Source organism: Zhihengliuella alba, from assembly GCF_039538765.1.
GTDB classification, from domain to species: Bacteria; Actinomycetota; Actinomycetes; order Actinomycetales; family Micrococcaceae; genus Zhihengliuella; species Zhihengliuella alba.
This window is the reverse complement of record NZ_BAABCJ010000001.1, coordinates 624,300-638,776: the sequence shown is the minus strand read 5'-3', so window position 1 is coordinate 638,776 and position 14,477 is coordinate 624,300. Positions and strand designations below refer to the sequence as shown.

General features: G+C 70.1%; 11 protein-coding genes and 1 tRNA gene. 9 read left to right on the top strand and 3 right to left on the bottom strand.

Annotation, left to right across the window (positions count from 1 at the left end; genetic code table 11):
- Nucleotides 1-32 precede the first annotated feature (32 nt).
- Nucleotides 33-1,565, top strand: coding sequence for a pyruvate kinase (gene pyk, locus ABD784_RS02865; RefSeq protein ID WP_344879636.1), 1,533 nt, complete (start codon nucleotides 33-35; stop codon nucleotides 1,563-1,565).
- Nucleotides 1,566-1,723: 158 nt separating this feature from the next.
- Here pyk and ABD784_RS02860 read toward each other — a convergent pair whose 3' ends face one another.
- The gene (locus ABD784_RS02860; protein WP_344879634.1) at nucleotides 1,724-2,329 is read right to left on the bottom strand and encodes an ANTAR domain-containing response regulator; all 606 of its coding nucleotides are present in this window, start codon (nucleotides 2,327-2,329) and stop codon (nucleotides 1,724-1,726) included.
- Between the two features lie 143 nt (nucleotides 2,330-2,472).
- Between ABD784_RS02860 and ABD784_RS02855 the strand changes: the two genes are divergently transcribed.
- The 8 genes from ABD784_RS02855 to ABD784_RS02820 all read left to right on the top strand — a co-directional run bounded on the left by ABD784_RS02855 (nucleotide 2,473) and on the right by ABD784_RS02820 (nucleotide 12,452).
- A tRNA-Leu gene (locus tag ABD784_RS02855) sits at nucleotides 2,473-2,554 on the top strand.
- A gap of 196 nt (nucleotides 2,555-2,750) precedes the next feature.
- Entirely contained in the window at nucleotides 2,751-4,016 is a 1,266-nt protein-coding gene (locus ABD784_RS02850) for an inorganic phosphate transporter (RefSeq protein WP_344879631.1), read from the top strand.
- Complete coding sequence (locus ABD784_RS02845; RefSeq protein WP_344879629.1) at nucleotides 4,013-4,246, top strand: hypothetical protein; 234 nt, start codon at nucleotides 4,013-4,015, stop codon at nucleotides 4,244-4,246. Before ABD784_RS02850 ends, ABD784_RS02845 begins: the two co-directional genes overlap by 4 nt.
- Nucleotides 4,247-4,292: 46 nt before the next feature.
- The gene (locus ABD784_RS02840; RefSeq protein ID WP_344879626.1) at nucleotides 4,293-4,853 is read left to right on the top strand and encodes a dihydrofolate reductase family protein; all 561 of its coding nucleotides are present in this window, start codon (nucleotides 4,293-4,295) and stop codon (nucleotides 4,851-4,853) included.
- 134 nt (nucleotides 4,854-4,987) lie between these two features.
- Nucleotides 4,988-7,615, top strand: coding sequence for a DNA polymerase I (polA, locus tag ABD784_RS02835; RefSeq protein WP_425582925.1), 2,628 nt, complete (start codon nucleotides 4,988-4,990; stop codon nucleotides 7,613-7,615).
- Nucleotides 7,616-7,639: 24 nt separating this feature from the next.
- Nucleotides 7,640-8,929, top strand: a complete 1,290-nt coding sequence (locus ABD784_RS02830) for a GNAT family N-acetyltransferase (RefSeq protein ID WP_344879620.1) — start codon at nucleotides 7,640-7,642, stop codon at nucleotides 8,927-8,929.
- Between the two features lie 211 nt (nucleotides 8,930-9,140).
- Complete coding sequence (gene rpsA / locus ABD784_RS02825; protein WP_344879617.1) at nucleotides 9,141-10,610, top strand: 30S ribosomal protein S1; 1,470 nt, start codon at nucleotides 9,141-9,143, stop codon at nucleotides 10,608-10,610.
- Nucleotides 10,611-11,051: 441 nt separating this feature from the next.
- A complete protein-coding gene (locus ABD784_RS02820) occupies nucleotides 11,052-12,452 on the top strand; it encodes a CHRD domain-containing protein (protein WP_344879614.1) in 1,401 nt (466 codons plus the stop codon).
- Nucleotides 12,453-12,567: 115 nt separating this feature from the next.
- Here the strand turns inward: ABD784_RS02820 and ABD784_RS02815 are convergent, their stop codons facing one another.
- Together ABD784_RS02815 and ABD784_RS02810 are read right to left on the bottom strand one after the other, a co-directional pair.
- The gene (locus tag ABD784_RS02815) at nucleotides 12,568-13,758 is read right to left on the bottom strand and encodes a class I SAM-dependent methyltransferase (RefSeq protein ID WP_344879611.1); all 1,191 of its coding nucleotides are present in this window, start codon (nucleotides 13,756-13,758) and stop codon (nucleotides 12,568-12,570) included.
- Nucleotides 13,755-14,462: an IMPACT family protein gene (locus tag ABD784_RS02810; RefSeq protein ID WP_344879608.1), complete on the bottom strand. Its 708-nt coding sequence runs from the start codon at nucleotides 14,460-14,462 to the stop codon at nucleotides 13,755-13,757. The genes ABD784_RS02815 and ABD784_RS02810 overlap by 4 nt, the downstream gene beginning before the upstream one ends.
- Nucleotides 14,463-14,477 lie beyond the last annotated feature (15 nt).

Here is a 14,477-nt window from a genome sequence, read left to right as displayed (position 1 = left end):
AACGACTGAGAGAAGAGGCGGTTAGTCGACGTATGCGACGCGCAAAAATTGTGGCCACATTCGGCCCTGCGATCGGCACCTATGACAAGGTGCTCCAGATCCTCCAGGCCGGAGTAGACGTGGCCCGGCTCAACATGAGCCACGGGGACCACTCCACGCACGCCAACAACCTGGCCAATGTCCGGCAGGCCTCCGAGGAGCTCGGCCTGCAGGTCGGCGTCTTCGCCGACCTGCAGGGGCCGAAGATCCGCCTCGGCCGGTTCGCGGACGGCCCCCACATGCTGGACGTGGGCGACGAGTTCACGATCACCATCGAGGACATCGAGGGCACCAAGGACATCTGCTCGACGACGTTCAAGGGCCTGCCGGGCGACGTCTCGGTGGGCGACCGGCTGCTGATCAACGACGGCCGCGTGGTGCTGCGCGCCACCGCCGTCGACGACACGAAGGTCGTCACCGAGGTGCTCGTCCGCGGCGAGGTGTCCAACAACAAGGGCATCAACCTCCCGGGCGTGGCCGTCAACGTCCCCGCCCTGAGCGACAAGGACGAGGAGGACTTGCGCTGGGCCATCCGGGCCGGCGTCGACATGATCGCCCTGTCCTTCGTCCGCCGGGCCGCCGACATCGACCGCGTCCACGAGATCATGGACGAGGAGGGGCGCCGGCTCCCGGTCATCGCGAAGGTCGAGAAGCCGCAGGCCGTCGACAACCTCGAGGAGATCATCGACGCGTTCGACGCGATCATGGTCGCCCGTGGCGACCTCGGCGTCGAGCTCCCGATCGAGGAGGTGCCGCTGGTCCAAAAGCGTGCCATCGAGCTGGCGCGCCGCTGGGCCAAGCCGGTCATCGTCGCCACCCAGGTCCTCGAGTCCATGATCGAGAACCCGCTGCCCACCCGCGCCGAGGCCTCCGACTGCGCCAACGCCGTGCTCGACGGCGCCGACGCGGTCATGCTGTCCGGCGAGACCAGTGTGGGCGCCTACGCCATCGAATCCGTGGAGACGATGGCGCGCATCATCCGCAATACCGAGGAGCACGGGCTGCGCCGCATCCCGCCGCTGGGCACCAAGCCGCGCACCCGCGGCGGTGCGATCACCCGTGCGGCCGTCGAGGTGGCCTCGCAGCTCGACGCGAAGTTCATCGTCGCGTTCACCCAGACGGGCGACTCCGCTCGCCGGCTCTCGCGTCTGCGCCCGTCGCAGCCGATCCTGGCCTTCACCCCGCTGAAGGCCACCCAGAGCATCATGACCCTGTACTGGGGCATCCAGCCCCGCCTGGTCGACTACGCGGACCACACGGACAAGATGACCGCCCAGGTGGATCACGCCCTGCAGGTCGAGGGTCTCGCCCAGGTCGGCGACCTCGTCTGCATCGCCGCGGGTTCCCCTCCCGGGACCGCCGGGTCCACCAACTCGCTGCGCATCCACCGCGTCGGCGACGTGGCGGACGCGGGTGAGCTGCTCGAGGGCCAGGAACCGCCGGCCCGCGAGAAGGTCGGGCCGTGGCGCACCCGCGAGGAGGCCGTCGAGGACATGGTCTCCTACATGCGCGGCGAGAAGCAGTAGGCGTCAGGCCCTGAGACGTCGAAGGCCGGTCACCCCCTCCGCGGGGGTGACCGGCCTTCGACGTTCCCGGCCGCCGGACCTGCCCTCGCGAGGAGGGCCGCCCGGTCGGGACCGGTGCGCCAGCCGCGGCCGGGGCGCTGCCCGACCGCGGCTGGCATCTACTTGACCTGGGCCAGGATCGTCTCGGCGACCTCGCGCATGCTCAGCCGGCGGTCCATCGACGTCTTCTGGATCCAGCGGAACGCCTCCGGCTCGGAGAGTCCCATCTTGGTGGTCAGCACGCTCTTGGCGCGCTCGACGAGCTTCCGGGTCTCGAACTGCTCCTGCAGCGAGCCCACCTCCTGCTCGAGCGCGATCAGCTCGTCGTGCCGCGCTGCGGCGACCTCGATCGCCGGGATCAGCTCGGACGGCGTGAACGGCTTGACGACGTACGCCATGGCGCCGGCCTCGCGGGCGCGCTCCACCAACTCCTTCTGACTGAAGGCGGTCAGCAGCACCACGGGGGCGATGCGCTCCTTGACGATCGTCTCGGCGGCCGTGATGCCGTCCATGACCGGCATCTTGACGTCCATGAGGACCAGATCCGGCCTGTGCTCGCGGGCGAGCTCGATCGCCTTCTCGCCGTTGTCCGCCTCGGCGACCACTTCGTAGCCCTCGCCCTGGAGGATCTCGACGATGTCGAGGCGGATCAGGGTCTCGTCCTCCGCGACGATCACGCGGCGCGGGCGCGACGTCGGGGGCTGCTCGGGTGCGGTCTGCGACATGGGTGTTCCTCCTGGGGGCTCCCGGCGGGGGAGTGGGTGGCAACGGTGGATTCTGCCCACAAGCCTATCGGGAGGTAGTCTTGATTCCTGCAACGGCACCGTACGGCGTCACCGGCTCGGCCGGTGGGCACGGCCGGCGACCGGCCCGAGTGGCGGAATCGGCAGACGCACCGCACTCAAAATGCGGCGGGTAAAACCGTGTGGGTTCGAGTCCCACCTCGGGCACTTCAGGCCTCCTTCCCTTTGAAGTCAAGGGGAGGGAGGCCTCTCGCATGCTACGGCCCGGTCCCAGGCCCGGCCCCGGCCGTGAGGAAGTGCACAGCGGGGGACCGGTTGCACGGCCCTTCCCCGACGGTCGGCCCGGACTGCCCCGGGATAGGATGGCAGCCGCCCGGAAGTGTCCCCCTCAGATTGGCTCCCGATGGACCTAACGCTGATCGTCGTGCTCGTCATCGGGCTGGCGCTCTTCTTCGACTTCACCAATGGCTTCCACGACACCGCGAACGCCATGGCGACGCCGATCGCGACGGGGGCGATCAAGCCGAAGGCCGCCGTCGCGCTCGCCGCCGTCCTGAATCTCGTGGGGGCCTTCCTCTCCACCGAGGTCGCCAAGACGATCTCCGGCGGGCTGATCCGCGAGGGGGACGGCGGCATCGCCATCACACCGGAGATGATCTACGCCGGCCTCATGGGCGCCGTCCTCTGGAACATGGTGACGTGGCTGCTCGGCCTGCCCTCCTCCAGCTCGCACGCTCTCTTCGGCGGCCTGATCGGCGCCGCGATCGTCGGCGCCGGATTCGGCGCGGTGTCCTATGCGGTCCTGCTCTCCAAGGTGATCCTGCCCGCCCTCCTGGCCCCGTTGATCGTCGGTGTGTCCGCCTTCGTCTGCACCCGCTTGGCGTACCGGATCACCAAACGCCAGGCCGGGACCAGCCCCAAGCGGGGCGGGTTCCGCGTGGGCCAGATCTTCTCCTCCTCGCTCGTGGCGCTCTCGCACGGCACCAACGACGCGCAGAAGACGATGGGTGTCATCACGCTGACCCTGATCGCCTCCGGCGCCCAGGCCGCCGGCACGGGACCGCAGTTCTGGGTCGTCGTGGCCTGTGCCCTGGCGATCGCGCTGGGCACGTACGCCGGCGGCTGGCGGATCATCCGCACGATGGGGGCCGGACTGACCGAGGTGAAGCCCGCGCAGGGCTTCGCCGCCGAGGTCAGCACCGGCGTCGCCATCCTCGCCTCGTCCCACCTGGGCTTCGCCCTGTCCACCACGCAGGTGGCCTCCGGGTCCGTGATCGGATCGGGGCTCGGCCGCAAGGGCGCCCACGTCCGCTGGGGCGTCGCCGGACGCGTCGGGCTCGGATGGCTCCTGACCCTGCCCGCCGCCGGCGCCGTCGGCGCGCTGGCCGCCTTCACCGCCCATCTGGGCGCGTGGGGCCTCGCGCTGGTGACGGTCGTCGGCATCGGTGCTCTGCTGTTCATCTGGTACCTCTCCCGCAAGGACCGCGTCGGCCACCACAACGCGGTCGAGGTGGAGGACGCGGCTCAGGCCGTCGACATCCCGAGCAAGCGCGAGCGCAAGCTCCGTCGCAAGCGGACGGAGCGAGAGGCGGCTCTGGCCTCCAGCCGCGCTGGAGCGGACACCGCACCGGGCGCGCAGCAGGACCACACCACGGAGGGCAACCGATGAGCATCGACTGGTTCGCATTCGTCCAGGTCGCCGGAGCCACCTGGCTGGCCGCCATCGCGATCGTCACCCTCTTCTCCACGGCGGTGCGCCTGCAGGCCCTGGCGAACGACGGCGGAGCCCGCGCCGGGGTCGCCCGTCTCGGGATGTACGCCTGCTACGCGGCCAGCCTCGCGGCCGTGCTCTTCGGCATCTACCTGATCGTCCCCCAGTTCGGCGGGGCGCCCCACTAGCGGGGGACTTCTGGCAGGGTCCCACCCGGTGCCCTAGGCTGGCCGCATGACGCGTTTCCGCTACTATGTCGCCGCTTCCGTGGACGGGTACATCGCCGACGAGCACGAGTCCCTCGACTGGCTCACCCCGTTCGAGGAGGCCGAGGGCGTCGAGCCCGCGATGAACGAGTTCTTCGAGCAGGTCGGCGCCGTCGTCATGGGAGCCGCCACCTACACGTGGCTCCTGTCCCACAGCCCCGTCTGGCCCTACGCTGAGATGCCGGCCTGGGTGTTCACCCATCGGGAGCTCCCGGCCGTGCCGGACGCGGACATCACGTTCGTGCGCGGCGAGCCGTCGGAGTGGGCCCCGGACATCGCGGACGCCGCGGGGGCCAAGGACGTCTGGGTCATGGGCGGCGGCTCGCTCGCCGGCCAGATGATCGAGGCCGGCCACGTGGACCAGCTCGTCCTCACCACCGTCCCCGTGATCCTCGGCGGAGGCCGCCGCCTCTTCGCGACCCGGGGCCACATCGCGCTGGAGCGCACGGGGAGCCGGGCCTTCGGCTCCGGCGTCGTGGAGGACTCGTACGACGTCGTGAAGCCGCCGGCGGACGACGCGCGCGACTGATCCGTCCGGACGCACGGACCGGGATCCCGGTCGCGGGGGCGTTCCCGTAAGGTGGTCGCGTGAGCAGCTCAGACGTGACTTCTACATCCTCGCCCGACATCCCGCAGCGCCTCCTGGTGATCGACGGCCACTCCATGGCCTTCCGTGCCTTCTACGCGCTGCCGCCGGAGAACTTCTCCACGGACACCGGCCAGCACACCAACGCCGTCTACGGGTTCGTGTCGATGCTGATCCGCATGATCGCCGACCACCGGCCGAGCCACATCGGCGTCGCGTTCGACCTGGACACGCCGACGTTCCGCAGCGAGGAGTACACCGAGTACAAGGGCGGCCGAAACAAGACGCCCGAGGAGTTCCACGGCCAGATCGACCTGATCCAGAAGGTCATGGAGGCGATGAACATCGCCCACCTCTCCGTGGACGGCTTCGAGGCCGACGACATCATCGCGACGCTCGCCGCGCGCGGGGAGCAGGCCGGCGCCGACGTCCTCGTCGTCTCCGGCGACCGCGACGCCTTCCAGCTGATCAGCGACAGGACGAAGGTCCTCTACCCGAAGAAGGGCATCTCCGACATCCCGCCGATGGACGGCGACGCGGTGGAGGCGAAGTACTTCGTCCGCCCGGAGCGCTACTCCGACCTCGCCGCGCTCGTCGGCGAGACGGCGGACAACCTCCCGGGCGTCCCGGGGGTGGGCCCGAAGACGGCCGCCAAGTGGCTGAACCTCTACGGCAGCCTCGACGGGGTCCTGGAGAACATCGACTCGATCAAGGGCAAGGTCGGCGACTCGCTGCGCGCCCACGTCGACGACGTCAAGCGGAACCGCCGGCTCAACGAGCTGCTGCGGGACATGGACCTTCCGGTGACGTTCGAGGCGCTCGAGCTCTCGCGCCCCAACCGCGAGGCCGTCGAGGAGCTCTTCGACACCCTGCAGTTCAACACGCTCCGCAAGCGGCTGTTCGACCTCTTCGGCGAGGAGGAGGTAAGCGTGGAGGAGGAGCCGATGCCAGAGCTGGCGCGGCTGTCCACCGCCGACGCCGTCGCGGAGTGGTTCGCCTCCAACGCGGGGCAGAACGTCGGCCTCCACGTCGCGACCGCCGAGCTCGGCGACGGCGGTCACGACGTCGTGGGGCTGGCCTTCGCCGCCGACGACGCGACCGCGTACCTCGACCTGGAGGCAGCGGATGCGGCCACGGAGCAGGCCGTGGCCGGGATCCTCGGCTCCGAGTCGGTGCCCAAGGCCGTCCACGACTTCAAGCGCGCCTACAAGCTGCTGGCCGAGCGCGGCCTGCCGCTGGCCGGCGTCGTCGACGACACCATGATCAGCGCCTACCTGATCCAGCCGGACCGCCGCAGCCACGAACTCGCCGACATCGCGCAGGTCCACCTGCGCATGTCGCTCGAGGCGCCCGAGAGCGCCGGCCAGGGCCAGCAGGCCTTCGACTTCGGAGCCGATCCGGCCGCGCCCGCGGTCCGGGCGGCGCATCTGGTCAATCTGCTCAGCGAGTACCTCGCGGGGCAGGTGCTCCAGCGCGGGGCCGCGCTGCTGCTCAAGGAGATGGAGCTGCCGCTGTCCGTGATCCTGGCGGACATGGAGCGGACCGGCATCGCTGTCGACGTCGACCGGCTGGACGAGCTCCTCGAGGACTTCACGCGGACCATCGATCAGGCGACGCAGGAGGCCTACGCCGCGATCGGGCACGAGGTGAACCTCAGCTCCCCGAAGCAGCTCCAGGTGGTGCTGTTCGAGGAGCTCGAGCTGCCGAAGACCAAGAAGATCAAGACCGGGTACACCACCGACGCCGACTCGCTGCAGGACCTGCTGGTCAAGACCCAGCACCCCTTCCTGGTGGCGCTCATGGCCTACCGCGATGCCACCAAGCTGCGGCAGACGGTCGAGGGGCTGCGCAAGGCGATCGCCGAGGACGGGCGCATCCACACCACCTACGCCCAGACGGTGGCCGCGACCGGCCGGCTGTCCTCGCTGAACCCGAACCTGCAGAACATCCCGGTCCGCAGCGAGGCAGGCCGGCGCATCCGCGATGTGTTCGTCGTCGGCGAGGGCTACGAGACGCTGCTGACCGCGGACTACTCGCAGATCGAGATGCGCATCATGGCGCACCTCTCCGGCGACGAGGGCCTGATCCAGGCCTACCGGGACGGCGAGGACCTGCACCGGTTCGTCGGCTCGCACGTCTTCGACGTCGCTCCGGAGGACGTCACCTCGGAGATGCGCGCCAAGGTGAAGGCCATGTCCTACGGCCTGGCCTACGGACTGAGCTCGTTCGGGCTCTCGAAGCAGTTGAAGATCTCCGTCGACGAGGCGCGCACGCTCATGAAGGAGTACTTCAACCGGTTCGGCGCTGTCCGCGACTACCTGCGCGGCGTCGTCGAGCAGGCGCGCAAGGACGGGTTCACGTCCACCATCGAGGGCCGCCGCCGCTACCTCCCGGACCTGGCCAGCGACAATCGCCAGCTCCGCGACATGGCGGAGCGGGCCGCGCTGAACGCGCCGATCCAGGGCTCGGCGGCGGACATCATCAAGCGGGCCATGCTGGGCGTCCAGCAGGGCCTGGCGGAGAGCGGGCTGAAGTCGCGGATGCTGCTCCAGGTGCACGACGAACTGCTCTTCGAGGTCGCATCCGGCGAGGCCGAGGCGCTGGAGGAGCTGGTGCGCGAGCGGATGGCGGCGGCGGCCGAGCTCGCTGTCCCGCTCGAGGTCCAGGTCGGCATCGGCCGTAGCTGGCACGACGCCGGGCACTAGCCGCAGCGAGGAAAGGAGACCCGCATGGGGACCGAGGACGTGTACGAGAGCAGGACCTTCGCCGCCGCCGGGCTCGCCGACCCGGGGCGGGAGGAATCCGCGGCCTGGCTGCACGCCGTCGTCGACGGCTTCTACGAGAAGCCGCTGACGGACGCGGCCCTGGAGAAGGCGTTGGAGAACAACGCCGTCGACGGCCGGGTCTACACGGGCATCTACCCGCGCGGGCCGCTCCCGCCCGGCGCGCCCGGGCCCGACGTCCCCGTCGCGACCTTCGGCACGCTGCGCAAGCAGCTCAACGTCGGACCCGGGCGTTCCGTGGAGGCGCAGCTCATCACGGCCGTGACGGTCCGTGCCAGCCATCGCCGGCGCGGCCTGCTGCGCCGGATGATGCTCGAGAACCTGCGGCGCTGCCGGGAGGACGGCGTGGCCGTCGCCGCACTGACCGCCTCCGAGGGCACGATCTACCGGCGCTTCGGCTTCGGCGTCGCCACCGGCGAGCGGGAGGTCACCGTCGACGTCGGCGAGCGGTTCCGTCTCCTGCAGCGCCCGGAGGGCAGCGTGGAGGCAGCCGTCCCCGCGCTGCTCGCACCGATCTCCCGGGAGGTCTTCGCGCGCGTGCAGGCCACGACGGCCGGCTCGATCGATCGGCAGGAGCGGTACTACCGCGCCGCCGCGGGCCAGCTCGGCGAGGACGGCGCGGAGGACACCGCCCTGCGCGCGGCCCTCCACTACGACGCCGAGGGCGCCCCGGACGGATACGTCACCTACTCCTTCAAGGGCTGGGGTCACGAGCCCGAGACGATGGAGGTGCGCGACCTGGTGGCCGCCAGCCCCGACGCCTACCTGGGACTCTGGGAGTTCCTGGGCTCCCTCGACCTCGTCAAGGAGGTGCGGTGGGACAACGCCCCGACCGACGACCCGCTGGTGTGGGCGCTCGAGGATCCGCGCTGCGTCCGCACCAGGGCCGAGTGGGACATGCTCTGGCTGCGGATCCTCGACGTGGAGGCTGCCCTGCGCGCGCGCCGCTACGGCGCCGACGGCAGCCTCGTGCTGGAGGTCCGCGACCCACTGGAGCTGGCCGCCGGACGCTGGCGGATGGACGTCTCCGGAGGGGACGCCGTCGTCACGCCGACCGAGGACCAGGCGGACCTGGTCCTCGATGCCTCCGCCCTGGCGTCCCTGTATCTCGGCGGGGTCAGCCCGGTGCTCCTGGCCCGGGCCGGACGGGTGCGGGAGAGCGCTGCGGGGGCCGCGGAGCGCGCCCTGCGGATGTTCGCGCCGACCGGCCCCGTGCACTGCCTGACCCACTTCTGAGGCAGGGCCGGGCCTCAAAACTTTCCCCTTCAACTTGCTTCGGACCGCCGCCCGGTGTACTTTGACCGGTTCCGCGCGCGTCTGTAGACTGGACAGGCATGTCTGCCGTCATTCGCGCGCGCGGATCTGTGCTAGACCACCCACTTCGGTGCATACCGGGACTTCCGGTTGCCCGACTGACCAAAACTATCCACATCGGAGCCCCTACTACATGACCATCACCTCCAACGAGAAGACCGGTACCCCGCAGGTCGCAGTCAACGACATCGGTACCGCTGAAGACTTCCTCGCAGCCGTCGACGCCACCATCAAGTACTTCAATGATGGCGACCTCGTCGAGGGCACCGTCGTCAAGGTCGACCGCGACGAAGTCCTGCTCGACATCGGTTACAAGACCGAGGGTGTCATTCCTTCCCGCGAGCTCTCCATCAAGCACGACGTCGACCCGGGCGAGGTCGTCACCGTGGGCGACAGCGTCGAGGCCCTCGTCCTCACCAAGGAGGACAAGGAAGGCCGTCTGATCCTGTCCAAGAAGCGTGCTCAGTACGAGCGTGCCTGGGGCGACATCGAGAAGATCAAGGAAGAGGACGGCGTCGTCACCGGCACCGTCATCGAGGTGGTCAAGGGCGGCCTGATCCTGGATATCGGACTGCGCGGCTTCCTGCCGGCATCGCTGGTCGAGATGCGCCGCGTGCGCGACCTGGCTCCGTACATCGGTCAGGAGATCGAGGCCAAGATCATCGAGCTGGACAAGAACCGCAACAACGTCGTCCTGTCCCGCCGCGCCTGGCTCGAGCAGACCCAGTCCGAGGTCCGCTCGACCTTCCTCAACAAGCTCGAGAAGGGCCAGGTCCGTCCGGGCGTCGTGTCCTCGATCGTCAACTTCGGTGCCTTCGTGGACCTGGGCGGCGTCGACGGCCTGGTGCACGTCTCCGAGCTCTCCTGGAAGCACATCGACCACCCGAACGAGGTTGTCGAGGTCGGCCAGGAGGTCACCGTCGAGGTCCTCGAGGTGGACCTGGACCGCGAGCGCGTCTCCCTGTCGCTGAAGGCGACGCAGGAGGATCCGTGGCAGACCTTCGCCCGCACCCACGCCCTGGGCCAGGTCGTGCCGGGCAAGGTCACCAAGCTGGTTCCGTTCGGTGCGTTCGTCCGCGTCGAGGACGGCATCGAGGGCCTCGTGCACATCTCCGAGCTGGCCGTGCGCCACGTCGAGCTGGCCGAGCAGGTCGTCTCGGTGGGCGACGAGCTGTTCGTCAAGGTCATCGACATCGACCTGGAGCGCCGCCGCATCTCGCTGTCGCTCAAGCAGGCCAACGAGGGCGTCGACCCCGAGGGCACCGAGTTCGACCCCGCTCTCTACGGCATGGCCGCCGAGTACGACGAGCAGGGCAACTACAAGTACCCGGAGGGCTTCGACCCGGAGACCAACGAGTGGCTCGAGGGCTACGAGACGCAGCGCTCCGCCTGGGAGTCGCAGTACGCTGCCGCCCAGGAGCGCTGGGAGGCCCACAAGAAGCAGGTCGCGCAGCACCTCGCCGAGGACACTGTCGCCGCGACCGAGCCGAAGGCCGAGTCCGCCTCGACCAGCTACTCCTCGGATGCCCCGGTCGCCGATGCCGGCACCCTCGCCTCCGACGAGGCGCTCGCCGCTCTGCGCGAGAAGCTGACCGGCAACTAGGTTTCGTCGGCTGCCAGCCAGCGACTGAACTGACGGAGATCCCCGCACCCACTCCGGTGGGTGCGGGGATCTCCTGCGTTAACAGAGGTTGCGCCAATCGTCGTCGGCATTTTCGCGGCGGAGCGTGAAACCTCCCTTCAATGAATATCGACTCAAGCAATCTAGAAGCGTCGGGCGATGCTTTTATATTCAAGCTTCGCGATGGTCTTTATCGCGGGTCCAATATCAGGTCAATTCCCGGATAACAAGCGCTGACCAGTCTGTTTAGCTCCAAATTCGGCGGCGAATTGAGCACGCAAAACCTTGCCAAAGCGTCAGTGCCTGCATAACGTAACCTGGGAGGCGAAAGTCTCGAAGCCTATTCCCGGCAATGCGGCCTATTCGTTCCGCCGCGCCGGAATTCGCCATCTGCTCTGATATTAAGTTGAAAGGACACGTGAATTGTCTAGCGAATTCAAACGACCGCGCAGGAAATGGTCCGCCGTCGCCGGGGCCGCCGCCACCTCGGCGCTCGTCCTCGGGATCGTCGCAGCGCCGGCGGGTCACGCGGCCGAAGAGCCCGGCGGGCACGGCGGGCACGGGGGCGGCGACGCCTGCACCTTCTTCCTCGAGCACATGTGGGCCAACGAGGACGGCATCCCCGCCCTGGGCAGCTTCGCGCACGTGAACGAGTACCACACCGATCCCGCCTACGAGAACCTGGTGCTCTCGCTCGCCAGCGGTGCCATCGGGAACTCCGAGATGCCGATCGTGGACATCTACGGCGGTCCGCTGGGCTGGATCCCCGTCTTCAACCCCTCGCACGTGAAGGGTCACAACACCGACTACGTCACGCTGCTCACCTCGTGCGGCGGGATCGGGATCCCGCTGGACAGCAAGGACCTGACCACGCTGAACGTCCCCTCCACCGAGGAGCTGGCGGACCTCTCCGATCTGATCGTCCCGGGCCTGCCGACGCCCGAGATGCTCACTGATCCGCAGTACCTCTGGAAGACCACCGATGCCTCGGCCATTCTGGAGCGCATCACGCCGGAGACGCTGACGGACACCGATGAGTACGTGAACTTCGCCGGCGACCACTTCGATACGTGGCGGCTGCTCTGGGAGACCGCACTGAGCGACGTGTCCAGCGGCAACCCCACGGGCATCCTCGAGGTCCTCCAGGTCACGGAGAACATCAACACCCTCGAGTCCCTCTCCAGCGTCGTCGGCGAGGACGCGCTGGCCGGAGCGCTCGGCGGGGACTCCCTGGCCGGGGTCATCGGAGAGGATCCGCTCTCCGGGATCGCCGGTACCGACGATCTGAGGGGCGTCCTCGACCAGGCCGCCCTCGACGGACTGCTCGACCAGGCCGCGCTCGACGGCGTGCTCGGCGACGGGGGGCTGGGGAGCGTCGGCGGCGAGGACGCCGTCGGCGGTCTCCTCGGCGGGGACACGGTGTCCGGCCTGCTCGGCGGCGGGGCTCTCTCGGGTCTGCTGGGCGGTGCGGGGTCCGAGGACACCGCCACCGGCAACGCGGAGTTCACCGCGCTCCTGGCGGGCTCCGGTGGGACCTCCGGTGCCGGACAGTGCCAGGGCACCCTCAGCGGCGGCACGTTCTCCGTCACCTGCCTGTACGCGGGCATGACCTCGGACGTCACCGGGGCCGAGCTGGTCAGCTCCACGGGCAGCGGCGACCTGCAGCTGACGACCACGGGCGGCACCAGCGGCGGCGCCGCCGGCTCGTTCTCGCTGACCCCCGAGCAGATCGCCGCCCTCCAGGCCGGCGACTACACGGTCCAGGTGAACACCGAGACCGCTGCCGACGGGGCCATCAGCGGCAGCGTCGAACCGTGCGAGTGATCGGCGCGGCTGCGGCCACGACGCGCTGAATCAGCGACCAGGGAGGGGCGGAGGTCCGGGGAACCGGACGTCCGCCCCTCCGTCGTCGTCGTGCCGCGGCGCAGCCGATGGGCCCTCAGACGCGCCGGGTGGAGGCGGTGACGGTGAACTTGCTGTTGCGGTCCAGTTGACGGGTCGGCCCCACGAGCCGCTCCAGATGCCGACGGTACTGGAGGTGGGAGTTCCAGACGCACCAGAGCCGTCCGCCCGGGGCCAGCGCCCGGCCGACGTCGGCGAAGAGCTTGAGCGCGATACCGGCGTGCACCGTGCTGCCCATGTGGAACGGCGGGTTCAGGACGACCGCCGGAAGCGAGGCATCGGGAATCCGCCCCAGGCCGTCGTCGCGCCGGGCCTCGACCCGGCCGGCGACCCCGTTGGCCTCGGCCGTGAGACGCGTCGAGTCGACCGCGGCCTGCGACTGGTCGCAGGCCAGGACGCGCAGCTCGGGTCGTGCCAGCGCCACGAATGCGGCGATCGTCCCGTTCCCGCAGCCGAGGTCGACCACCGGGCCTCCGCCGGGGAGGTGGTCCGGGAGACCGTCCGGCCCCACCAGATGCGGCAGCAGCAGGCGCGTGCCCGGATCCACCCTCGCGCCCCCGAAGGCTCCGGGGCTGGCGCGAAGCAGGAGCGGGGTGCTCAGGCCCACGTCCTCTGCGCCCTCGTCCACATGCCCGGCGCCGGTGAGCGCGCTCCCCGGCAGGGGCTGGGTCGCGTTCAGCACCCGGGCCTTGCGGCGGGCCAGGCCGGCCCGCACGGATCCGAAGGACTTCCCGAGGGCGTCGTTCATGGCCAGGGTCATGTGCTTGATGCGGCCGCCGGCCAGCACCACGACGTCGTCGTCGCCGCTGGCGGCGATCATCCGTGCCCAGTCGGCGAGGACGTCGAGCGAGCGGGGAAGCTGCATCAGGACCAGCCGCGCGCCGGTGACGGCCGCGGCCGCGTCGGTGGAGGCGAAGGCCCCGTCCAGTCCGGCCTCCGCGGCGTTGGCCTCGAGCGCCAGCTCCCCCGAGAGCGCGTCCTGGTGGACGCGGTGGCCGCGCACCCCCGCGGCCGCGAGGCCCAGGGCGAGTGCGCCGTAGTGGTCGCCGAGGACCGCCACGCGGCTCCCGTCCTCGAGCCGGTCGGGGTATTCCTGGGCCGCGGTCTCGAGCAGCAGCCGGTCCGCCGCGTCGTGCGCGAACAGGTTCTCGGCCTCCACGTCGGGTCGTCGGCGCAGACCGGCGAGGACGTCCAGCGGCCAGTCCTGCCCGGGCTCGACGCCGCTCATCGACCGGCCTGCTCGGCTGGACGGTCGACCCAGTCGATGCCGCCGGCCGTCAGGCGGCCCGCGCCGGCGGTGAGCGTCGCCAGCCGCCCGACGAATCCGTCGAGGGCGTCCGGCGCGTCGGGGAGGGCCAGCCGCACGGACGCGCCGTCGGGCCCGTAGTCGGTGCCGAGTACCTCGGGAGCGCCGGGGCCGGTCAGGGCCCGCAGATCGTTCTCCAACCGCGGCGTCGCGGCCAGCTCCGTCTCGACGCGCACCAGCCGCATCCGTTGCCGCTGCACGAGCTCCGCGGCGTCGAGGGCGGCCGAGACGGACTCGGAGTACGCGCGGACCAGACCGCCGGCGCCGAGCAGCACGCCGCCGAAGTAGCGGACGACGACGGCGACGACGTCGGACAGGTCCGTCGCGTCCTCGCGCGTCGCGCGACGGGCGAGGGCCTCCAGCATGGGTGCCCCCGCGGTGCCGGAGGGCTCGCCGTCGTCGTTGCTGCGCCGGACGTCGCGGTCCGCGCCGAGGACGAAGGCGCTGCAGTGGTGCCGGGCGTCGAAATGTGAGCGGCGGAGTTCGGCCACGAGGCCCCGGGCGGCGTCCTCGGTCTCGACGCGGCGCAGATGGCAGATGAAGCGCGAGCGCTTGACCTCGAGCTCGTGCACCACGTCGGAGGCGATGGTGGTGTACTGCGTCGCCCGGCTCTCCTGTTCGCTCACCGCTCCAGCCTACCG